This window comes from Streptomyces broussonetiae, assembly GCF_009796285.1.
Lineage (GTDB): Bacteria > Actinomycetota > Actinomycetes > Streptomycetales > Streptomycetaceae > Streptomyces > Streptomyces broussonetiae.
Map to the genome: position 1 here is coordinate 4,756,615 of NZ_CP047020.1, position 20,367 is coordinate 4,776,981.

Sequence of the window (20,367 nt, forward strand, 5' to 3'; positions counted from 1 at the left end):
ACGGGCCGGGAAGCCCCCACCCGCCGACGCGAGTCCGGGCGGGGGCTTACGGGAGCTTCCCTGAGTCGGCTACGCCAGCAGCGCCGGGATCGTCCCCTCGTGCGCCTCGCGCAGTTCGGCCAGCGGCAGCTCGAACTGGCCCTGGATCTCCACCGACTCGCCGTCCACGACACCGATACGCGTGGCCGGCAGGCCCCGCGCACCGCACATGTCGTTGAAGCGGACCTCCTCCGAGCGCGGCACGGCGACGATCGCACGGCCGGCCGACTCGGAGAACAGGAAGGTGAAGGCGTCCAGGCCGTCCGGGACGACCAGACGCGCGCCCTTGCCGCCCAGCAGGGCCGACTCGACCACGGCCTGGACCAGACCGCCGTCGGACAGGTCGTGCGCGGAGTCGATCATGCCGTCGCGGGAGGCGGAGATCAGGATCTCGCCCAGCAGGCGCTCACGCTCCAGGTCGACCTTCGGGGGCAGGCCACCGAGGTGGTCGTGGACCACCTGGGACCAGGCCGAGCCGCCGAACTCCTCGCGGGTGTCGCCGAGGAGGTAGAGCAGCTGGCCCTCCTCCTGGAAGGCGACCGGGGTGCGGCGGGCCACGTCGTCGATGACGCCCAGGACCGCCACGACCGGGGTCGGGTGGATGGCCGCCTCGCTCGTCTGGTTGTAGAGCGAGACGTTGCCGCCGGTCACCGGGGTGCCGAGCTGCAGGCAGCCGTCCGCCAGACCGCGCACCGCCTCCGCGAACTGCCACATGACGGCCGGGTCCTCGGGCGAGCCGAAGTTCAGGCAGTCGGAGACCGCGAGCGGCCTCGCGCCCGTGGTGGCCACGTTCCGGTAGGCCTCGGCCAGCGCCAGCTGCGCGCCCGTGTACGGGTCGAGCTTGGCGTAACGGCCGTTGCCGTCGGTCGCGATGGCCACGCCGAGGCCGCTCTCCTCGTCGATGCGGATCATGCCCGAGTCCTCGAGCTGGGCCAGCACCGTGTTGCCCTGCACGAAGTGGTCGTACTGCTGCGTGATCCACTTCTTGGAGGCCTGGTTCGGCGACGCGACCAGCTTGAGGACCTGGTCCCTCAGCTCCTCGCCCGAGGACGGCCGGGGCAGCTTGTTCGCGTCGTCCGCCTGCAGGGCGTCCTGCCAGTCCGGGCGGGCGTACGGGCGCTCGTACACCGGGCCCTCGTGGGCGACGGTCCGCGGGTCGACGTCGACGATCTTGCCGCCGTGCCAGTAGATCTCGAGGCGGTCGCCGTCGGTCACCTCGCCGATCACGGTGGCGATGACGTCCCACTTGGCGCAGATCTCCAGGAAACGGTCGACCTTCTCCGGCTCGACCACCGCGCACATGCGCTCCTGCGACTCGCTCATGAGGATCTCCTCGGGCGAGAGCGTGGAGTCGCGCAGCGGTACGTCGTCCAGGGTGACGCGCATGCCGCCGGAGCCGTTCGAGGCCAGCTCGGACGTGGCGCAGGACAGGCCCGCCGCGCCGAGGTCCTGGATGCCGACGACGAGCTTCTCGCGGAAGGCCTCCAGGGTGCACTCGATGAGGAGCTTCTCCTGGAAGGGGTCGCCGACCTGGACCGCCGGGCGCTTCGAGGGCTTGGCGTCGTCGAAGGTCTCGCTCGCCAGGATCGAGGCGCCGCCGATGCCGTCGCCGCCGGTCCGGGCGCCGTACAGGACGACCTTGTTGCCCGCGCCGGATGCCTTCGCGAGGTGGATGTCCTCGTGCCGCATCACGCCGATGGCACCGGCGTTGACCAGCGGGTTGCCCTGGTAGCAGGAGTCGAAGACGACCTCGCCGCCGATGTTGGGCAGGCCCAGGCAGTTGCCGTAGCCGCCGATGCCGGCGACGACGCCCGGCAGGACACGCTTGGTGTCGGGGTGGTCGGCGGCGCCGAACCGCAGCGGGTCCACGACCGCGACCGGGCGGGCACCCATCGCGATGATGTCGCGGACGATGCCGCCGACACCCGTGGCCGCGCCCTGGTAGGGCTCCACGTACGACGGGTGGTTGTGCGACTCGACCTTGAAGGTGACCGCGTAGCCCTGGCCGACGTCCACGACGCCCGCGTTCTCGCCGATGCCGACGAGCAGGGCGTCGTTCTCGGGGGCCTTCTCGCCGAACTGGCGCAGGTGGACCTTGGAGGACTTGTAGGAGCAGTGCTCGGACCACATGACCGAGTACATGGCGAGTTCGGCGCCGGTCGGGCGGCGGCCGAGGATCTCCACCACCCGCTCGTACTCGTCCTTCTTCAGGCCGAGTTCGGCCCAGGGCAGCTCGACGTCGGGGGTCGCGGCCGCGTGCTCGACCGTGTCCAGAGGCGTCCGGCTCATGCGTTGACCAGCTTCTTGAGGATCGAGGTGAAGAAGGGGAGACCGTCGGTACGACCGGTGCCGATCAGCGGCTCGACGGCGTGCTCGGGGTGCGGCATGAGGCCGACGACGTTGCCGGCCTCGTTGGTGATGCCGGCGATGTCCCGCAGCGAGCCGTTCGGATTGAAGTCCACGTAACGGAAGACCACACGGCCCTCCGCCTCGAGCTTGTCGAGCGTGTACTCGTCGGCGACGTAGCGGCCGTCCATGTTCTTCAGCGGGATGTGGATCTCCTGGCCCTGGCGGTAGTCGCCGGTCCAGGCCGTCTCCGCGTTCTCCACCCGCAGCTTCTGGTCGCGGCAGATGAAGTGGAGGTGGTCGTTGCCGAGCATCGCACCCGGGAGGAGGTGGGCCTCGGTGAGGACCTGGAAGCCGTTGCAGATGCCGAGGACCGGCAGGCCGGCCTTCGCCTGCTCGATCACGGACTCCATCACCGGCGAGAACCGGGAGATGGCACCGGCCCGCAGATAGTCGCCGTAGGAGAAACCGCCGGGCAGCACCACGGCGTCGACCTGCTTGAGGTCCTTGTCCTTGTGCCACAGAGCGACCGGCTCGGCGCCCGCGAGGCGGATCGCGCGCCGGGTGTCCCGGTCGTCCAGGCTCCCGGGGAAAGTGACGACGCCAATACGAGCGGTCACTTGGCCGCCTCCGCGACTTCCGCGGCCTCTTCCACCTTGACGGTGAAGTCCTCGATCACGGTGTTGGCGAGGAAGGATTCCGCAAGATCGTGGATGCGGGCGAGAGCGGCCTCGTCAACCGGCCCGTCAACTTCCAGTTCGAATCGCTTTCCCTGACGTACGTCCGAGATCCCTTCGAAACCCAGGCGCGGCAGCGCACGCTGGACCGCCTGGCCCTGGGGGTCGAGGATCTCCGGCTTGAGCATGACGTCGACTACGACGCGTGCCACTGGCACTCCCGGTGTGTGGTGCTGAGCAGGTTCCTTCAGACTACCCGCACAAAATTTCTACGCGGGTAGAGTTGGAGGAAACTACGTGAGGCGCATCACGATCGGGTGTCGAAGCCGTGCGGTCGCGAAAAGTTCTGGGAAAGTTCCACAGTCCGTCCGGTCCGCCTATTGCACTGGGACACGCAGACGGATTTAGTCGGGCTTCACTTTCCATTGCCGGGCACTGTACAAATGAATTGGCAATAGCCGATACTCGGCACGTCCTCGGCGATGAGCTGTATCGACGTGCCGCACGAAGGGACCGATATTCGTGGCGCAAAAGGTCGTGGTCACTCTCTTTGACGACATCGACGGCTCGGAAGCGGCGGAAACGATCGCCTTCGGACTCGACGGCAAGTCGTACGAGATCGACCTCAACGCATCCAACGCCAAAAAACTGCGTAAGGCGCTCGCGCCCTACGTCGAGGCCGGCCGTAAGCGGTCCCGGTCCGGGAAGGCGTACAAGCAGACGGAGGTCGCCCCCGACCCGGCGGCCGTCCGCGCCTGGGCCCAGGCCAACAAGATGGACGTCCCGGCCCGCGGACGCATCCCCAAGAAGGTCTACGAGGCCTTCAGCGCCGCGCAGTGAGCCCGCGAAGGGGCAGCCCTCAGGGTCCGTCAGCGGGCCCTGGGGGCCGTGCACTTGGCCGTCGGCGGGCCGCCGCGGGGGTCCCGGGGGATCCGACTTGCGCAACCCCCCTGCTGATCAGCTAATGTCTGGAGCACGCCGAGGGGCGAGGCCGAAAGGCTCAAACCCCGAGGACCATGCGGGTGTAGTTCAGTAGCAGAACATCCCCCTTCCAGGGGGAAGGCGCAGTGTGCGATTCCTGTCACCCGCTCTGGCACCGGTCACGACCACTCTTGTGGATCAGGTAGGCTGGTGCTCGCACCGATCGGTGGGAGCCGGTCGGGGGCAGTGCGGACGTAGCTCAGTTGGTAGAGCGCAACCTTGCCAAGGTTGAGGTCGCGAGTTCGAGCCTCGTCGTCCGCTCGGGAATGAGACCCCGGTCCTTCTGGACCGGGGTCTTTTCGTTGCCCCGGTGTTCCCCTGACATTTGTCATGCCGGCCGATGACACCGCGCACTGCCGAACCGCTCCCGCCGCCGGGACGCTGGCTGCATGTACTACGACGAACACGAACACGTGATTGAGGTCACCGACCTCAAGCGCGTCTACGGGGGCGGGTTCGAGGCCGTACGCGGAATCTCCTTCTCCGTGGCGCGCGGGGAGATCTTCGCCCTGCTCGGCACCAACGGCGCGGGAAAGACCTCGACGGTCGAACTGCTGGAGGGACTCACCGCACCCGCCGCGGGCCGTATCCGGATCCTCGGCCACGACCCGTACCGCGAGCGGGCCGCCGTACGGCCGCGCACCGGGGTCATGCTCCAGGAGGGCGGGTTCCCGGCCGAGCTGACCGTCGCCGAGACCGCCCGAATGTGGGCCGGATGCACCAGCGGTGCGCGGCCGGAGGCGGAGGTGCTGGAGCGGGTGGGGCTCACCGGCAGGCACGAGGTGCGGGTCAAGCAGCTGTCCGGCGGTGAGCGGCGGCGGCTCGATCTGGCGCTCGCCCTGCTCGGCGACCCCGAGGTCCTCTTCCTCGACGAGCCGACGACCGGGCTCGACGCCGAAGGCCGCCAGGACACCTGGGAGTTGGTGCGCGCCCTGCGCGACACCGGTACGACCGTGCTGCTCACCACGCACTATCTGGAGGAGGCCGAAGGCCTCGCCGACCGGCTCGCCATCCTGCACGAGGGCCGAATCGCCGTCTCCGGCACCCCGGCCGAGGTGACCGCCGGCCGCCCCTCCCGGATGTCCTTCGAACTACCCGACGGCTACTTCCTCGGCGATCTGCCGCCGCTCGCCGAACTCGGCGTCTGCGGCCACGAGACCGACGGAAGGGTCGTACGGCTGCGGACCACCGGACTCCAGCGGACCGCAACCCGGGTACTGGCCTGGGCCGAGCGGACCGGGGTCGAACTGCGCGGGCTGGACGTGCGCTCCGCCTCGCTGGAGGAGGCGTTCCTCGGGATCGCCCGCGAGCAGGCACGGCAACAGGTACGAGAGGTGGCGGCATGAGCGGGGTCCGGGTGGAGGGCATGGCGCGGACCGCGCGAGCGCAGGCGGGCGGCGTCGCCCGTGCACAGGCCTGGCGGCGGCTGCGGGCGCTCGGGCGGGCCGAGATGGCGCTGCTCGGCCGTAACCGGGGCGTCGTGTTCACCGCGCTGTTCGTGCCGCTGGTCCTGCCGTTCAGCGTGCGGCCCGCGCTCTCGCACGTCGATCTGAAGAAGCAGGGCCTGACCCTCGGTACGACCATGCTGACGGCCGCGATCGGCTTCTCCTTCCTCTTCGCCGTCTACACCTCGCTGGTCAACGCCTTCGTGGCCCGCCGGGAGGAACTCGTCCTCAAGCGGCTGCGCACCGGCGAACTCTCCGACACCGAGATCCTCACCGGCACCGCGCTGCCCGCGGTCGGCATCGGACTCGCCCAGGCGGTGGTGGTGTCCGCCGCGTGCGCCGCCCTGCTGCGCACCGGCGCGCCCAAGGCGCCGTATCTGCTGCTGCCGGGGCTGCTGGCCGGGCTCCTGATCAGTGCCGGGCTCGCCGCGCTCACCGCCTCCTTCACCCGGACCGTGGAGAGCGGGCAGGTCACCGCGCTGCCGCTGATGTTCGTGTCGATGCTCGGCTCCGGGATCGCGATCCCGGCCGAGGCCCTGCCCGACCGGCTCGCCTCGGTCTGCGAACTGCTGCCGCTGTCCGCCGCGATCCGGCTGGTCCACGGCGGCTGGACCGGCCGGTTGAGCGGCCACGAAGCCCTCGGCGCCCTGGCGACCGCGCTGGCCTGGACGATCGTGGCGGTGTTTGCTGGACGTCGGTGGTTCCGCTGGGAGCCGCGGCGGTGAGACACGGGGCGTGACAGGGGGACACGGGAATGGGCGGGCCGCGGGGCTGGTGGCGGGGCAAGAGCCGACCGCAGCAGGTGGAGACGTACACACGCTGGTCGTTCTACTTCTTCTCCGTCGTGGAGATCTCCGGCATGAGCGGGTCCCTGACCGGGAAGATCCCGCCGTGGCTCGCGGGCTGGCTGTTCGCCATGGTCGTCGGGCACGCGGTGGTGACCACGGTGACCTCCGCCAAGGCCCTGGACTGGACCCGCGGCCGTCGGGCCCGGCCGGCGCGGGCCCTGTGGACGCTGGGCACCGTCACGGTCGTCCTGGCGGTGGCCGTCCTCGCGGTGCACCGGTACGGGCCGGTCGGCCGGGGCACCGGAGAGGCCGTCGGCACGGTCTACGGCGGCCTGATGTCCTGGGGCGGGGGCATGCTGACGCTCGGCGTCCGCGGCCGGCGGCAGATGCTCGCGATCGTCTCCGGCTTCGCCGTCGGTGCCGGAGTGCTGTCCCTGCCGCTGGGCGCCGCCTGGCCGCTCGCGGTGGTCACGGCGTTCCTGGTGTTCCTGTGCGCCGGATTCCTTGCCATCACCTGCCTGTTCTCCGTGTGGCTGCTCGACTCCGTCTACGAACTCGATGAGGCCCGCGAGACCCGGGCCCGGCTCGCCGTCGCCGAGGAGCGGCTCAGGTTCGGGCGCGATCTGCATGACGTCCTCGGGCGGAACCTCTCCGTGATCTCGCTCAAGAGCGAACTGGCCGTCCAACTGGCCCGGCGGGGGCGGCCGGAGGCGGAGGAGCAGATGATCGAGGTGCAGCGCGTCGCGCACGAGTCGCAGCGCGAGGTGCGGGCGGTCGTACGCGGCTACCGGGAGGCCGATCTCGGGGCCGAACTGGCGGGTGCGCAGGGCGTGTTGACGGCCGCCGGGATCGGCTGCGAGGTCAGCGCCGAGACGGCGGGACTGCCCGCCGACGTGCAGTCCGCGCTCGGCTGGGTGGTGCGCGAGGCCGCCACCAACGTGCTGCGGCACGGCGATGCCGGACAGTGCACGCTGTGCCTGCGGGTGCTTGAGGGGCGTGTGGTGCTGACGGTGGAGAACGACGGAGTGTCCGGAACCCCCGACGGGGGTGGGGGTTCCGGGCTCACCGGGCTGCGGGAACGGCTGGCCGCCCTGGACGGGACGCTGCAGGCGGGGGCCGTCGAAGGGGACCGGTTCCGATTGGTGGCCGAGGTGCCGCTGAAGCAGAAAGTGAGTGAAGTCACATCATGAGCACTCCGGTACGGCTGTTGCTCGCCGACGACGAGCATCTGATCCGGGGCGCCCTGGCCGCGCTGCTGTCGCTGGAGGACGATCTCCTGGTCGTCGCGGAGGCGGCGACCGGGCCCGAGGCACTCGCCATGGCCCGGGCCCACGCACCCGATGTGGCCGTGCTGGATCTGCAGATGCCGGGCGCCGACGGTGTGAAGGTCGCCACATCCCTGCGCACCGAACTGCCCGGCTGCCAGGTGCTGATCGTGACCGGGCACGGACGCCCCGGCCACCTGAAACGGGCGCTCGCGGCCGGAGTGCGCGGGTTCGTCCCCAAGACCGTCAGCGCCCAGCGGCTCGCCGAGATCATCCGCACCGTGCACGCCGGAAACCGTTACGTCGACCCGGAATTGGCGGCCGACGCGATCTCCGCCGGGGACTCCCCGCTGACCGCCCGGGAGGCCGAGGTGCTGGAGCTGGCGGCCGACGGAGCGCCGGTCACGGAGATCGCCGAGCGGGCCGCACTGTCCCCGGGGACCGTGCGGAACTACCTCTCCTCGGCCGTCACCAAACTCGGCGCCGAAAACCGGCATGCGGCAGTGCGTCTCGCACGCGAGCGAGGTTGGGTATAGTTGCTCTCGCGCCACGGCGCACTGCGGACGTAGCTCAGTTGGTAGAGCGCAACCTTGCCAAGGTTGAGGTCGCGAGTTCGAGCCTCGTCGTCCGCTCCAGAAGAAGACCCCGGTCCGGTGGACCGGGGTCTTCTCGTCTTCCTAGCTCCAGCTCAGGCCCGTGAGGCGCTCGTAGGCCTCCACGTACTTCTGCCGGGTCTGCCGGACGACCTCGTCGGGCAGTGCCGGCGGAGGCTGCTCGCTCTTCCTGTCCCAGCCGGACTCGGCCGAGGTCAGCCAGTTGCGCACGAACTGCTTGTCGTACGACGGCTGCGTACGGCCCGGCTGCCACTCGTCGGCCGGCCAGAAGCGGGAGGAGTCCGGGGTGAGGACCTCGTCGGCAAGGACGAGGGTGTCGCCGTCGAAGCCGAACTCGAACTTGGTGTCGGCCAGGATGATGCCGCGGTCACGGGCGATGTCCCGGGCGCGGGAGTACACGGCGAGGGTGGCCTGGCGCAGTTGCGCGGCGGTCTCGACACCGACCTGACGGGCGACCTCCTCGTAGGAGACGTTCTCGTCGTGCTCGCCGACCTCGGCCTTGGTGGCCGGGGTGAAGATCGGGCCGGGCAGCTCCGAGCCGTCGGCGAGGCCTTCGGGGAGGGCGAGGCCGCAGACCGTACGGGACTCGTTGTACTCGAGCAGGCCCGAGCCGGTGAGGTAACCGCGGGCCACGCACTCCACCGGGACCATCTTGAGCTGCTTGCAGACCAGCGTGCGGCCCGCCCAGTCGGCCGGGGCGCCCTCGGGCAGCTCGGTGCTGATCACATGGTTGGGGGCCAGGTCCCTGAGCTGGTCGAACCACCACAGGGAGAGCTGGGTGAGGACGCGGCCCTTGTCGGGGATCTCCGTGGGCAGCACCCAGTCGTAGGCGGACATACGGTCGCTGGCGACCATCACGAGGTCGCCCGCCTCGTTCTGGTACAGCTCGCGCACCTTCCCGGTGTGCAGGTGCACCAGGCCCGGAACCTGGATCGGCTCGGGCTTTTCTACGAATCCGGACACGGTTCCTCCCCGTGGTTCTGTCCAAGTGCCTCGATTCTCCCGTATGCGGTGGTCCACCGCGTTCGGGGGGGTCGGCTGCCGCCGGATCCGCCGTCGGGATCAGTCGCGTTTGCAGATGCGGTCCAGGAGGTTCGCCGTGGCGCGCTGGATCGTGGGGTCCACATGGCCGGGGCGGTCCAGGGCCGGGGACCAGGCGAAGGTGCCGGATGCGAACACCCAGGCTCCGGAAGGGGCGCGGTAGAGGGAGGTCTCCTGGTGGCGCTGGACGCCGTCGTTGTCGGTGTAGGGGGAGTGGGCGAGCAGGATGCGCTCCTCGTGCTCGGGCAGCGGGGTGCGCGGGAAGTACCGGTCGGCCTCTCCGGCCACCAGGCCGGAGATCTCGTCGCCCTCGTGCGCGCCGGTCGCCTCCCACAGCCAGTGGCCGGCGTTGCGGACGATCAGCGGGGCCGGCTCGGGCACCCGGCCCGCGTACTGGATGCCGATCAGCTGCTGCTCGGGCCGGTCGACCTCCCGCCACAGCACCGGCCTGCCGGGGCCCCTGCGCTTGCGGCAGGTCAGCAGCCGGTCCGGTTCACCGGCCGGGGAGGGGCCCAACTCGACTTGCCAGTACATGGTGTTGGCGGACAGGAAGACCAGCGAGGTGCCCCGGTCGCGGGCGTCCTCGACGGCCCGGCGCATCGCCCCCGACCAGTACTCGTCATGGCCGGGAAAGACCAGGCCCCGGTAGCGGGTGGGGTCGACCCGGCCGGCGTGCAGATCGCGGGCGTCGGCGTAGGCGAGGTCGTAGCCGTAGCGCTCGGCCCAGCGGATGAAGTCGTAGGCGTGGCCGACGTGCAGGGGCAGGCCCGCGCCCGCGTACGGCCGGTCGAAGGAGACCGTGGTGGCCGCGTCGGCCTCGCCGAGCAACCGGCCCTTCTCGTCCCAGGCGTGGTAGAGGCTGGCGCCGGTGCGGCCGTCCTCCGGGTAGAGGTTGTACGCCTGCCAGGTGATGTCGGGCAGCAGCAGGAGCAGGTCGGCGGGGTGGTCGTCGCGGACCGTGAACGGCACGTGGGAGCGGTAACCGTCGACGGTGGTCAGGACGGCCACGTAGGCGCCGATGTTCCAGTGCACGGGCACCTGCAGGCGCCAGGAGAGCCACCAGTGGTGGCAGGAGACCGTGCGGTCGGCGGTCAGCGGAGCGGGCTGGACGATGCCGGACAGACGCGGGCTGGTGGTGATCTTGGCGGCGCCGTCCCCTCCGTAATGGCCGATCCGGTAGATGTCGACGCTGAACTCCTGCGGCGGGTCGACCGTGATGCGGAAGTCGATCGCCTCGCCGGGCGCGACCGCGCCGGTGGAGGTGAAGCCCTTGATCTGGCGGTGCACGTCGTCGGCCGCGCGGGGGCCGGGCACGCGTGGGGCGGGGCCGACGCCGGCGAGCTGCCGGCGGCTCGGGTCGACGTACCAGGGCACGACGTGACCGGTGTCGTCGAAGTAGGTCTCACTGCCGCGCAGCCAGGGCACCGGGCCCTGGCCGAAAGGATCCGTGACGGCGTGCGCGAGCGCTCCGGACTCCCAGCGGCGGATGTGGTCCGAGGCCATGATCGCTCCCCTCCCTCAGGTCCCCCGTGTCGGCCCTGTCTCGGTGGTGCTCGCTGTGCTCGTAGTGCTCGGATGTACGCGCCGGGCTCGGCCGTGCTGTCGTATGTCGCACGCCTTTGCCAGGTGGGTGGTCGCTCCCAGCACATCACATAACGCACGCGCTCGGTCACTAGTCGTTGCGAATTGACCTGAAGTGGAAGTCGGAGCTTCCGGTGCCCGCCATCCCTCAGACGAGCCGTACGGGCTTCTCGGGTCGTATCCCGGACTCGGCCAGCCAGTCGCGCAGGGGGCCCGGGTCCCCCTCCTCGATCAGGCTGAGCACTTTGGACGTGAGGTCGGCGGCCCGCTCTCCGTCCAGCAGCAGGGAGGGGCCGTCCAGCCAGTCCAGGGCGGGAACCGCGCCGGCGGTGTCGACGGCCGCGCAGCACACCATCGCCGTGACGTGGTCGGCGAGCAGGTCCCGGCCGCTGCGCGGGGGCTGCAGCGGAAAGAGGGGCAGCTCGGCGTCGTCCCACAGGGCGCTCTCGAGGCCGCGGTCCGCGGTGGTCGCGCCCCGGGGCGCCGCGGCCTCCTCACGGGCCAGCTCCGCGCTCAGCCGGGCGGCGAGGGCCGCGCTGCGCTCCGTACCGGGATCGGTGTCCTCGTCCAGGTCCTCGGGGAGTGCCACGGCCGCGCAGGGGGCCTGGTGCGGCATGACGGCGGCCGGCTCGGTGAGGTGGTCCAGGACCCGGGCCAGGGTGGGGCCGCCGGGGTCGGGGGCCATGGGGTCGACCGCGGCGCGCACGCCGAGCGCGTCCAGGACGCGGTGCAGCCGGGCCGCCTCGGCGCGCCAGGTGCGGTCCACGACCTCCTCCGGATACGCCTGCCAGTCCACCGGGGCCCAGTCGGGGCCGGGCCCGGCGGGTCCGCCGTGGAACAGCCGGGCGGCGAGCAGCGAGGCCGCCTCGTCCATCGCGCCCGGCTCCTCCAGCAGGTCACAGGCGGGGCGCTCGCCGAGCCGGGAGGCGAAGCCCTCGGCCAGCCGGTCGCGCCGGGACAGCTCCGTGAGCGCCGCCACCACGCCCGCGTCCAGCCGGGAGGGCCAGCGGCCCATCCGCCAGGCGGGCAGCGCGACCCGGGTCAGCAGCCGGTCCCAGCCCGCATAGGCGAGGCCGACCTGTTCCTGGGCGACGATCCGCAGGCCGTAGTCGACCGCCTGGGCCCGCTCGGCCGCCGCCGCGGCGACCCCGCGCTCCATCTGCGTCGCATGCTCCCGGCAGCCGCGCAGCAGTATCCGGGACACCCAGCCGAGCAGCGCGCACATCCCGCGGACGGGCGGGCGGCGGCCGGGCGCCGAGGCGACCGCGAGTGCCGCGTCCAGACCGCGTACGAAACGGCGGGCGGCAGCTATGTCGGGGTGCGCCGAGGGACCCGTGCCGGCGACGACCGGGGCGAGGACCGCGCGCAGTTCGCCGACGCGCATCCACCACAGGAACGGGGAGCCGATCACCAGGACCGGCGCGACGGGCGTGCGACGGTGGGCGTGCGGGCCCGCTATCTCGTCGGGCGCCGAGCGGGCCGGCGGGCCGTGGGCCGTATGCGTACGGTCCTCCAGCCAGCTGTCGCAGTCCGGGGTGAGCGCCACGGCCGACGGAGCCGGCACGTCCAGCCGGTCGGCCAGGTCGCGCACCATCCGGTACAGCTCCGGGGCGGACTCCTCCGGGATCGACACCGTGGGCGTCATGGCGGGACGGGCCCGGGCCACGACCAGGGCGATGCCGGCGGCGGCCAGCAGCACGAGGACGGCGAGCACCCCCACGGCCCAGCGGGCGGCGTCCCAGCCCGGGCCTACGAGGTGGCCGGTGGATCCGCCGGTCAGCAGGATCACCGTGGCGCCCGCGGGCAGCAGGGCCGCGCCCAACGCCCGGCCCCGGACCCGCAGGACGGCGAGGGCCCGGGAACGCGCGGCCTGCGCCCCCGCCTCCACACCGATTCCGCTCACGTGCCGACCTCACCCCCTCGCTGCCGTTGCCGTGCTTGCCTGGTGGTGCTCACTCCCCCACTGTGGCACCCGCCACTGACATCGCAATGCCGGTGGGCCAAGTGCCGGAACGCTTGCGCGGCACCCTAGTTGGGGCCCACGCCCCCGTCAGCTGTATGGGCGATCGGTCACTCGATGGAATGGCTTTGGTCAGAGGTGGGTGACAGACAGCAAAGATCAGGCCCCGGATCGTGGATCCGGGGCCCGATCGAACGGCATGGCCGACAGCAGGGCAGGTCAGGCGCCTGCCGCCCGGGCCGCCTGCGCGGCGATGTCGGTGCGGTGCTGGGAACCGTCCAGCCCGATCCGGCCCACCGCCCGGTACGCCCGCTCGCGCGCCTCCGTCAGGTCCGCGCCGGTGGCCGTGACGGACAGCACACGCCCACCCGCGCTGACGACGGTGTCGCCGTCCTGCCTGGTCCCGGCGTGCAGCACGTACGCGTGCGGCGCGTCCTCGGCGGCCACCTCGGCCAGACCGGTGATCGGGTCGCCGGTGCGGGGCGTGCCCGGGTAGTTGTGCGAGGCGACGACGACGGTCACGGCCGCGTCCTCGCTCCAGCGCAGCGGCGGCAGGTCGCCGAGCGTGCCCTCGGCGGCGGCCCGCAGCACAGCGGACAGCGGCGTCTTCAGCCGGGCCAGCACGACCTGGGTCTCGGGGTCGCCGAAGCGGGCGTTGAACTCGATGACCCGCACGCCACGGCCGGTGATCGCCAGCCCGGCGTAGAGCAGACCGGAGAACGGCGTGCCACGGCGGCGCAGTTCGTCCACCGTCGGCTGCAGCACCGTCTCGAGCACCTCGTCGACCAGCTTGGGATCGGCCCACGGCAGGGGCGAGTACGCGCCCATGCCACCGGTGTTCGGGCCCGCGTCGCCGTCGAGTGCGCGCTTGAAGTCCTGGGCGGGCTGGAGCGGTACGACGGTCTTGCCGTCGGTGACGGCGAAGAGGGAGACCTCGGGACCGTCGAGGAACTCCTCGATGACGACCCGGTCACAGCCCGCGGCGTGCGCCCTGGCCTGGTCGAGGTCCTCGGTGACGACGACGCCCTTGCCGGCGGCGAGACCGTCGTCCTTGACGACGTAGGGGGCGCCGAAGGCGTCGAGGGCCTCGGTGACCTCCTCGGCGGTGGCACAGACGTAGGAGCGGGCGGTCGGCACCCCGGCCGCCGCCATGACGTCCTTGGCGAAGGCCTTGGACCCCTCCAGCTGCGCGGCCTGCCCGGACGGGCCGAAGACGGGGATGCCCGCCGCACGGACGGCGTCGGCGACCCCGGCGACCAGCGGGGCCTCAGGGCCGACGACGACCAGCTCGGCGCCGAGGCGCGTGGCCAGCTCGGCCACCGCCTTGCCGTCGAGCGCGTCGACCGGGTGCAGCTCGGCGACCTCGGCGATGCCGGCGTTGCCGGGGGCGCAGTGCAGCGCGGTGACGTCGGGGTCGAGGGACAGGGAGCGGCACAGGGCGTGTTCGCGGGCGCCGCTGCCGATGACGAGGACCTTCACGGGGTCAGCCTAATGGCAAGGTTGCCCAAGCCCGGGGGCCGGGTTTGTTGGACTTTCCTCCAAGGCGTCGTCCCGGCCGGTGCTTCCCACCCGTCTCGGCCGGCTACTCGTTGGTGAACTCCTCCATCACCGTCGCACCCAGCTCCCGCACGATCAGCTCATGGCCGGAGAGGGCCGATTCATCCAGGTCGGGGTCGTCGTCCGCGGGGATGTCGTCCTCGGGGGCGACGGGCGGCGGCTCCGGGGCGGCCGTGGGCCGGGGGGCCGGAGCGGGGGCGGCCGGGGTGGGCGCCGGTGTCTGCGGGCCCGGCTGGGGCGCCGCGGGACGGGCTGCGGCCGGGGCGCCGTAGCCACCACCGCCGGACGGGGCGCCGCCGTAGCCGCCGCCTGCGCCGTAGCCGGACGAACCGCCCGGCACCGGGGTCGCGGAGCCGCCGGACGGGTCGACGATCGCCTCGATCTTCCACTGCACGTTGAACTGTTCGGCCAGCGCCTGCCGCAGGACGTCCTCGCTGCCGCTGCCGGAGAAGTTGTCGCGGGCGCCGGCGTTGACGAAACCGAGCTGGAGGGTGGTGCCGTCGAAGCCGGTCACCTGGGCGTTCTGGCTGAGCAGGATCCAGGTGAAGCGGCGGCGGTTCTTGACGGCCTCCAGAATGTTCGGCCAGAGCGTGCGGGGGTCGGGGCCGCCGACGGGCGCGACGGCGGCGGGCGCGGCCGGGGCCTGGGCCACCGGCGCGGCGGCTGCCTGGTACTGCGGCTGGGCGGGCGCGCGGTCCGGCGTCCGGGCCGGGGCATCGCCCTGCTGTCCGCCCGCGGGAGCGGCGGCCGTGGGCCAGCCACCGGGGCGCCGGCCGCTTCCGGCGGGAGCGGCGGCGGGCCAGGCGCCCGGGGCCGAAGCGGCGGGAGCAGGGGCGGCCGGAGGCTGCGCGAGGGCCGCCGGGGCGGCCGGTGCGGCCGAGGCGGCAGCCGGTGCCGGTTCGGGTGCCGGGGAAGCGGCGGGAGCCGTAGGTGCGGGGGCGGCCGGGGGTGCGGGGGCGGCCGGGGCCTGACCACCGGCACCCGCAGCGCCGGGGGCGGCGGCACCGGGACCGGCCGCAGCCGGGCCGCCCGGTGCTCGTACGGCCGCGCGGGCCGCGGCAGGGCCGCCGCCGGGCGGCACGGACGGCATGGGGGCGCCGCCGTGGGCCTCGGGGCCGGGGACGTACCCCATGGCGGGCGCGCCGCCGCCCGCGAAGTTGACGCCTCGCTCGATGCGGTCGAGGCGGGCCATGACCGAGCGCTCGTCGCCGTAGGCGGCGGGGAGCAGCACGCGCGCGCAGATCAGCTCCAGCTGGAGGCGGGGCGAGGTGGCGCCGCGCATCTCCGTGAGGCCCCCGTTGACGAGGTCGGCGGCGCGGCTCAGCTCCGCGGCGCCGAACGTGGAGGCCTGGGCCTGCATCCGCTCCAGGACGTCGGCCGGGGCGTCGAGCAGCCCCTTGTCCACCGCGTCCGGGACGGCGGCGAGGATCACCAGGTCGCGCAGCCGCTCCAGCAGGTCGGCGACGAAGCGGCGCGGGTCGTTGCCGCCCTCGATGACGTGGTCCACGACCTCGAAGGCGGCGGCGCCGTCACCGGTGGCGAAGGCCTCCACGACGGAGTCGAGCAGCGAGCCGTCGGTGTAGCCGAGGAGGGAGGTGGCCATGGCATACGTCACACCCTCCGCTCCCGCTCCGGCGAGGAGCTGGTCCATGACGGACATGGAGTCACGCACGGAGCCCGCACCGGCGCGCACGACCAGCGGGAGCACGCCGTCCTCGACCGGGATGTCCTCCTTCTGGCACACCTCGGCGAGGTAGTCCCGCAGAGTGCCGGGCGGAACGAGCCGGAAGGGGTAGTGGTGGGTCCGCGACCGGATCGTGCCGATGACCTTCTCGGGCTCGGTGGTCGCGAAGATGAACTTGAGATGCTCCGGCGGCTCCTCGACCACCTTCAGCAGCGCGTTGAAGCCGGCCGACGTGACCATGTGGGCCTCGTCGATGATGTAGATCTTGTACCGGCTGGCGGCGGGGCCGAAGAAGGCCTTCTCACGCAGCTCACGGGCGTCGTCCACACCACCGTGCGAGGCCGCGTCGATCTCGATGACGTCGATGGAACCCGGTCCGTTGCGCGCGAGATCACGGCAGGACTGGCACTCGCCGCACGGGGTGGGAGTGGGACCTTGCTCACAGTTCAGACAGCGGGCGAGGATGCGCGCGCTGGTCGTCTTGCCACAGCCGCGCGGACCACTGAACAGGTACGCGTGATTGACCCGGTTGTTCCGCAGCGCCTGCTGCAGCGGGTCGGTGACATGCTCCTGCCCGATGACCTCGGCAAAGGTCTCCGGGCGATAGCGGCGGTACAGCGCGAGAGACGACACGCATACGAGGTTATAGGCGCCCACTGACAACCCGGGAAAACAAGGGCCCCCCACGCACCCGCCAGAGCCGACCTACCCTTGCTGCCTTCCGGCCCTGGGGGAGTTCAGTCAGATAGCGCCGCGTGAGGGGCTGCGCCCACAGTACCCGATCGGGACCCGCGTTCAGTACCCGATCACCGGCCGCGGTCGTACCCGATCCGGGCCTGCGGGAACGGGTTCGCGAGCACTCCCCTCGGTCATGTAATGTTTCCGGCGGAGGATTCGCCTAGAGGCCTAGGGCGCACGCTTGGAAAGCGTGTTGGGGGCAACCCCTCACGAGTTCGAATCTCGTATCCTCCGCCAGTGCCTCACCGGGCACGTTGTCGAAGGGCCCCACTGTTCGCAGTGGGGCCCTTCGACGTTGTCCGTCCCGGTTTCCGTCCCGGCCGGATTTTTCGTGCCGCACGAGCGTTCAAGCCTCCGGACTTCCCCGGGGCGCACCCTGGACCTGTCGCCGCGACCAGCGAGGGAGTCCCAGGAACGACCGGAAACGTCTCAGCAGCACCGACGAGAACGGTTTCGCCATGACGTGGTCCTGGACCCGCACAACGGCGATCAGGTCGTGATGGCCCACCCCTTCGCGGCCGTGCCGCTCGGCTTCTCCGTGATGGGGGCGCACACACTGTGGTGGGGCGGCTGCGCCTGGGACTCGTTCGCCATGCCCCACCTGCTCTGGGACGAGCCCGACGTCCTGGTCGCCACCCGCTGTCCGGCCTGCGCCACCCCGCACGCCCGGGTGGTCGGCCGGGACGCGCCCCCGCCGGGCGACCAGGTGGCCCATTTCCTCGTCCCCATGCGCCCAGCCTGGGACGACGTCGTGCGCACCTGCGGCAACCAGCGCCTCTTCCGCTCCACCGACTGCGTCGAGACCTGGCTGCACAGGACGGGCCACGAGCGCGGCTACGTCAATGGATCCCGGCACCCTGTGGCGCTTCGCCGGCGACTGGTGCACCAGGCGCCCGGAGCCGGGCCACACCCGCCGCGACCCCGCCTCCGCCACCGCCTGCTTCGCCGAGGTCGGCCTGCACGGATCTTTCTGGGGACTGCCCGACTGATGGGCCCGGCGCCGGGCACCCGGCGCCCCTTGAGGCCCTACCGCACCACCCGCACCGGTGCCGACACCGTCACCTGGTCCAGGTCCGACACCCGGACCGTCGCCTTCATCGTCCAGGTCCCCGGGATGGGAAGGTCGAAGGAGTCGGCTCCCCAGTAGCCGCCGCGGTCGGTGACCCCGGTGTCGAGGGGGCCGATGCGCTGGGCGGGGAGGGTGAGGGAGACCCGGAGTTCGGGGACCGTGGACAGGCCGCCGTCGGGGCCGTAGACCACCGCCTGGACGGAAGTGCGGCCCACGCGGCCCGGGTCCAGGGTGATCTGGACCTTGCCGTGGCCGCCGGGGGTGCCGAGGTCGAAGGGGATCGTCGTCACGGACGCAGTCGGGATGCCCGCGTCCGCCGTACCGGACTGCGTCGCCCCGGTGGCCGTGCGGCCGGGGACGGTGCTCGTCAGGAGGGTCGTCAGGGCCAGGACCACCACCGCCACGGCCGCCTCCGCCAGCACCGAGCGGCGCAGGACGTGGAAGGGGACGGGCGGCGGCGGGGCGGGAACGGACGGCTCCGCGGGGAGCGGGGGGCCCGTTGCCGGCTCGGGGACGCGGGCCGGGGTCGTCGTGCTCGCGTGTGCCCGCACCTGTGCCGTGCGGGACGTCCAGGTGCGGGAGCAGGCCGCCGCCAGCAGGAGCGCGGTGACGGCCGCCAGTTTGGCCAGCAGCGTGCGGCCGTACGTCGTGTCCGTGAGCGCCTGCCAGGAACCGAGCCCCCGCCAGGACTGGTAGACGCCGGTCACGGCCAGCACGGTCACCGAGGCGAGCGCCAGGCGGGAGAAGCGGGCCGGGACCGAGAGCGGGAGCGCCGGAGTGCGGGACAGGGTGCGCAGGAGCGCGGCCAGGCCGCCCAGCCAGACCCCCATGGACAGCAGGTGCAGCGTGGCCGAGGTGATCGCCAGCGGGACCTGGATGCCCGCCGAGGCGTGTTCGGCCGCCGCCCAGGTCAGGGCCAGGGGCAGGGAGACGGTCGCGGCCACGGCCAGCGTGGCGCGGCGGGGGAGCCTTCTGCGGCGGGCCCGCAGGACGGCGACGACGGCCGCCGCCAGCAGCAGCAACACCAGGCGGGCGAGCAGGAGTTCACCCGTGCGGGTCGTCGCCGTACGGGCGAGAGCGCCGAGGGAGAGGGCCCGCAGCGGCGCGGTGCCCTCCTCGTACGGTGCGCGCAGGACGAACAGGGCGGCCGTCGCGGCCATGAGGGTCCAGGCCGCGGCCAGGACGGGCGTGCGCAGCGGGGCCGCCTTCGGCGGGCGGCAGTACGCCACGAACGCCGCCGTGCCCAGCAGCAGGGCCACGGAGAGGTAGGCGAGGTAGCGCGCGATGTTGTACAGCGCCGCGGTGGCCGGGTTCTCGGTGCTGTCGGGGGCGGCGCTCACGGTCGTCGCCGTGCGGCTGCCGACGGAGAACGTCAGCGCGCCGGACACGGGGTGGCTGTCCGCCGACACCACCCGCCAGGCGACCGTGTAGGTACCGGTGGCGAGCCTCGCCGGCAGGGAGACGCGGGCGGTGTCCGAACGGCCGGGGACATGGCCGGCGGGGCCCGTGCGCACCCGGTGGTTGCTGGGGTCGTAGACCCGGAAGGAGTCGGTGAGCAGGCCGACCGACTCGCTGAACGTCAGGGTCACCTGCCGGGGGGCCGTGCCGAGGACGGTGCCGTCGGCGGGGTCGGTCGCGCGCAGGGCCGCGTGGGCCGAGGCGGGGGCCGCCGCGGCGAACAGGAGGAGGAACAGGCTCGTGCCCAGCAGCACCAGCCGTCGTGGCCATCGGTGTCGGTCGCGCTGCACCTCGCCCCCTTCGTGGGCCCGCCGTGTTCCTGGTAGATACGGAGAGTCCGGCTCCGTTGCTCACCACGTCGGGCGGGCCGAGACACCGCCGTCCACGACCAGGTCGTGCCCGGTGATCCAGGCCGCGAGCGGCGAGGCCAGGAACACGCAGGCGTCGGCCACGTCCTCGGGACGGCCCAGGCGGCCGGTGGGGGCGGCGGCGAGCCAGCGGCGTACGCCGTCCGGCCAGGCCCCGGCCAGGCCCTCCCGGTCGATCAGGCCGGGCGAGACCGTGTTGACGCGGATGCCCTCGGGCCCGTACTCGAGGGCCGCCGCACGGGCGTGCATGACCACCGCCGCCTTGGCCGCGCTGTAGTGCGCGTGGCCGGGGGCGGGCCGGGCCGCCTCGATGGAGGCGATGTGGGTGATGGTGCCGCCGCCGTGCGCCCGCATGTGGTCCGCCGCGGCCTGGGTACAGGAGAAGACGCTGGTGAGGTCGGTGTCGACGACCGTGCGCCACTCGGCGGCCGTCATTCCGGGCAGGGGCTGCACGGGCTGGACGGCGGCGTTGTTGACGAGCGCGGTGAGCCGGCCGCCGGACCAGTGCGTCACCTGACCGACCAGCCGGTGGCAGGCCTCCTCGTCGGTCAGGTCCGCCTGGAGTACGACTGCCTCGCCGCCCGACTCCCGGATCCGGGCCGCCACTTCACCGGCCGCCGCCACCGCCGTGCGGCAGTGGACGGCCACCGCCGCGCCCTGCTCCGCGAGGCGCAGGGCGATGGCGCGGCCGATGCCACCGCTCGCGCCGGTCACCAGGGCGGTCTGTCCCTCGAGAAGGCTCATCTTCCGTTTCCC

Annotated in this window: 16 protein-coding genes, 4 tRNA genes, 1 other RNA gene and 1 pseudogene; 11 read left to right on the forward strand and 11 right to left on the reverse strand. The window is 72.5% G+C overall.

The features are described 5' to 3' along the window. Positions 1–69: 69 nt before the first annotated feature. Genes purL through purS form a run of 3 tightly spaced genes read right to left on the reverse strand, consistent with a single transcriptional unit; the run spans position 70 to position 3,274 of the window. Positions 70–2,328: a phosphoribosylformylglycinamidine synthase subunit PurL gene (purL, locus tag GQF42_RS22030; protein ID WP_158922482.1), complete on the reverse strand. Its 2,259-nt coding sequence runs from the start codon at positions 2,326–2,328 to the stop codon at positions 70–72. Next, on the reverse strand, positions 2,325–3,005 hold the full coding sequence (gene purQ, locus GQF42_RS22035; protein ID WP_158922484.1) for a phosphoribosylformylglycinamidine synthase subunit PurQ: 681 nt from the start codon (positions 3,003–3,005) through the stop codon (positions 2,325–2,327). The genes purL and purQ overlap by 4 nt, the downstream gene beginning before the upstream one ends. Next, positions 3,002–3,274 (reverse strand): phosphoribosylformylglycinamidine synthase subunit PurS, encoded by a 273-nt coding sequence (gene purS, locus GQF42_RS22040; RefSeq protein WP_067056252.1) that lies wholly within the window; start codon positions 3,272–3,274, stop codon positions 3,002–3,004. Before purS ends, purQ begins: the two co-directional genes overlap by 4 nt. Before the next feature lie 310 nt (positions 3,275–3,584). Between purS and GQF42_RS22045 the strand changes: the two genes are divergently transcribed. The 8 genes from GQF42_RS22045 (at position 3,585) to GQF42_RS22080 (ending at position 8,176) form a co-directional block, all read left to right on the forward strand. Then, the gene (locus GQF42_RS22045) at positions 3,585–3,902 is read left to right on the forward strand and encodes a histone-like nucleoid-structuring protein Lsr2 (RefSeq protein ID WP_067056255.1); all 318 of its coding nucleotides are present in this window, start codon (positions 3,585–3,587) and stop codon (positions 3,900–3,902) included. Between the two features lie 178 nt (positions 3,903–4,080). Next, positions 4,081–4,152, forward strand: a tRNA-Gly gene (locus GQF42_RS22050). 79 nt (positions 4,153–4,231) lie between these two features. Beyond that, positions 4,232–4,304: transfer RNA gene (locus tag GQF42_RS22055), tRNA-Gly, on the forward strand. Positions 4,305–4,432: 128 nt separating this feature from the next. After that, positions 4,433–5,389: an ABC transporter ATP-binding protein gene (locus GQF42_RS22060; protein WP_158922486.1), complete on the forward strand. Its 957-nt coding sequence runs from the start codon at positions 4,433–4,435 to the stop codon at positions 5,387–5,389. Positions 5,390–5,409: 20 nt separating this feature from the next. Beyond that, positions 5,410–6,213: an ABC transporter permease gene (locus tag GQF42_RS22065; RefSeq protein WP_233273783.1), complete on the forward strand. Its 804-nt coding sequence runs from the start codon at positions 5,410–5,412 to the stop codon at positions 6,211–6,213. A gap of 29 nt (positions 6,214–6,242) precedes the next feature. After that, the gene (locus GQF42_RS22070; RefSeq protein ID WP_158922490.1) at positions 6,243–7,466 is read left to right on the forward strand and encodes a sensor histidine kinase; all 1,224 of its coding nucleotides are present in this window, start codon (positions 6,243–6,245) and stop codon (positions 7,464–7,466) included. Then, positions 7,463–8,077 (forward strand): response regulator transcription factor, encoded by a 615-nt coding sequence (locus GQF42_RS22075; RefSeq protein WP_158922492.1) that lies wholly within the window; start codon positions 7,463–7,465, stop codon positions 8,075–8,077. The genes GQF42_RS22070 and GQF42_RS22075 overlap by 4 nt, the downstream gene beginning before the upstream one ends. A gap of 23 nt (positions 8,078–8,100) precedes the next feature. Beyond that, positions 8,101–8,176, forward strand: a tRNA-Gly gene (locus GQF42_RS22080). Positions 8,177–8,218: 42 nt separating this feature from the next. Here the strand turns inward: GQF42_RS22080 and GQF42_RS22085 are convergent. The 6 genes from GQF42_RS22085 to ffs all read right to left on the reverse strand — a co-directional run bounded on the left by GQF42_RS22085 (position 8,219) and on the right by ffs (position 16,746). Then, complete coding sequence (locus GQF42_RS22085; RefSeq protein ID WP_158922495.1) at positions 8,219–9,118, reverse strand: phosphoribosylaminoimidazolesuccinocarboxamide synthase; 900 nt, start codon at positions 9,116–9,118, stop codon at positions 8,219–8,221. Between the two features lie 99 nt (positions 9,119–9,217). Beyond that, the gene (locus GQF42_RS22090; RefSeq protein ID WP_158922497.1) at positions 9,218–10,699 is read right to left on the reverse strand and encodes a N,N-dimethylformamidase beta subunit family domain-containing protein; all 1,482 of its coding nucleotides are present in this window, start codon (positions 10,697–10,699) and stop codon (positions 9,218–9,220) included. Positions 10,700–10,925: 226 nt separating this feature from the next. Further along, positions 10,926–12,680, reverse strand: a complete 1,755-nt coding sequence (locus GQF42_RS22100) for a hypothetical protein (protein ID WP_158922499.1) — start codon at positions 12,678–12,680, stop codon at positions 10,926–10,928. A gap of 276 nt (positions 12,681–12,956) precedes the next feature. Continuing rightward, positions 12,957–14,216, reverse strand: coding sequence for a phosphoribosylamine--glycine ligase (purD, locus tag GQF42_RS22105; RefSeq protein ID WP_158922501.1), 1,260 nt, complete (start codon positions 14,214–14,216; stop codon positions 12,957–12,959). A gap of 103 nt (positions 14,217–14,319) precedes the next feature. Beyond that, positions 14,320–16,611, reverse strand: a complete 2,292-nt coding sequence (locus GQF42_RS22110) for a DNA polymerase III subunit gamma and tau (protein WP_158922503.1) — start codon at positions 16,609–16,611, stop codon at positions 14,320–14,322. A 38-nt stretch (positions 16,612–16,649) separates the two neighbouring features. Beyond that, positions 16,650–16,746: signal recognition particle sRNA small type (gene ffs / locus GQF42_RS22115), an RNA gene on the reverse strand. A gap of 119 nt (positions 16,747–16,865) precedes the next feature. Here ffs and GQF42_RS22120 point away from each other — a divergent pair. The 3 genes and pseudogenes from GQF42_RS22120 (at position 16,866) to GQF42_RS46010 (ending at position 17,705) form a co-directional block, all read left to right on the forward strand. Next, positions 16,866–16,953: transfer RNA gene (locus GQF42_RS22120), tRNA-Ser, on the forward strand. Positions 16,954–17,257: 304 nt separating this feature from the next. After that, positions 17,258–17,503 (forward strand): annotated as a pseudogene (gene merB, locus GQF42_RS46005) (organomercurial lyase); the annotation flags it as partial. 55 nt (positions 17,504–17,558) lie between these two features. Next, complete coding sequence (locus GQF42_RS46010; RefSeq protein ID WP_233273860.1) at positions 17,559–17,705, forward strand: hypothetical protein; 147 nt, start codon at positions 17,559–17,561, stop codon at positions 17,703–17,705. Between the two features lie 37 nt (positions 17,706–17,742). Here GQF42_RS46010 and GQF42_RS22130 read toward each other — a convergent pair whose 3' ends face one another. Both GQF42_RS22130 and GQF42_RS22135 read right to left on the reverse strand, forming a co-directional pair. After that, positions 17,743–19,497 carry a copper resistance CopC/CopD family protein gene (locus GQF42_RS22130; protein WP_158930424.1) on the reverse strand — a complete coding sequence of 585 codons (1,755 nt, stop codon included), beginning with the start codon at positions 19,495–19,497 and terminating at the stop codon, positions 17,743–17,745. 96 nt (positions 19,498–19,593) lie between these two features. Beyond that, positions 19,594–20,355, reverse strand: coding sequence for an SDR family NAD(P)-dependent oxidoreductase (locus GQF42_RS22135; RefSeq protein WP_158922506.1), 762 nt, complete (start codon positions 20,353–20,355; stop codon positions 19,594–19,596). Positions 20,356–20,367: the final 12 nt, after the last annotated feature.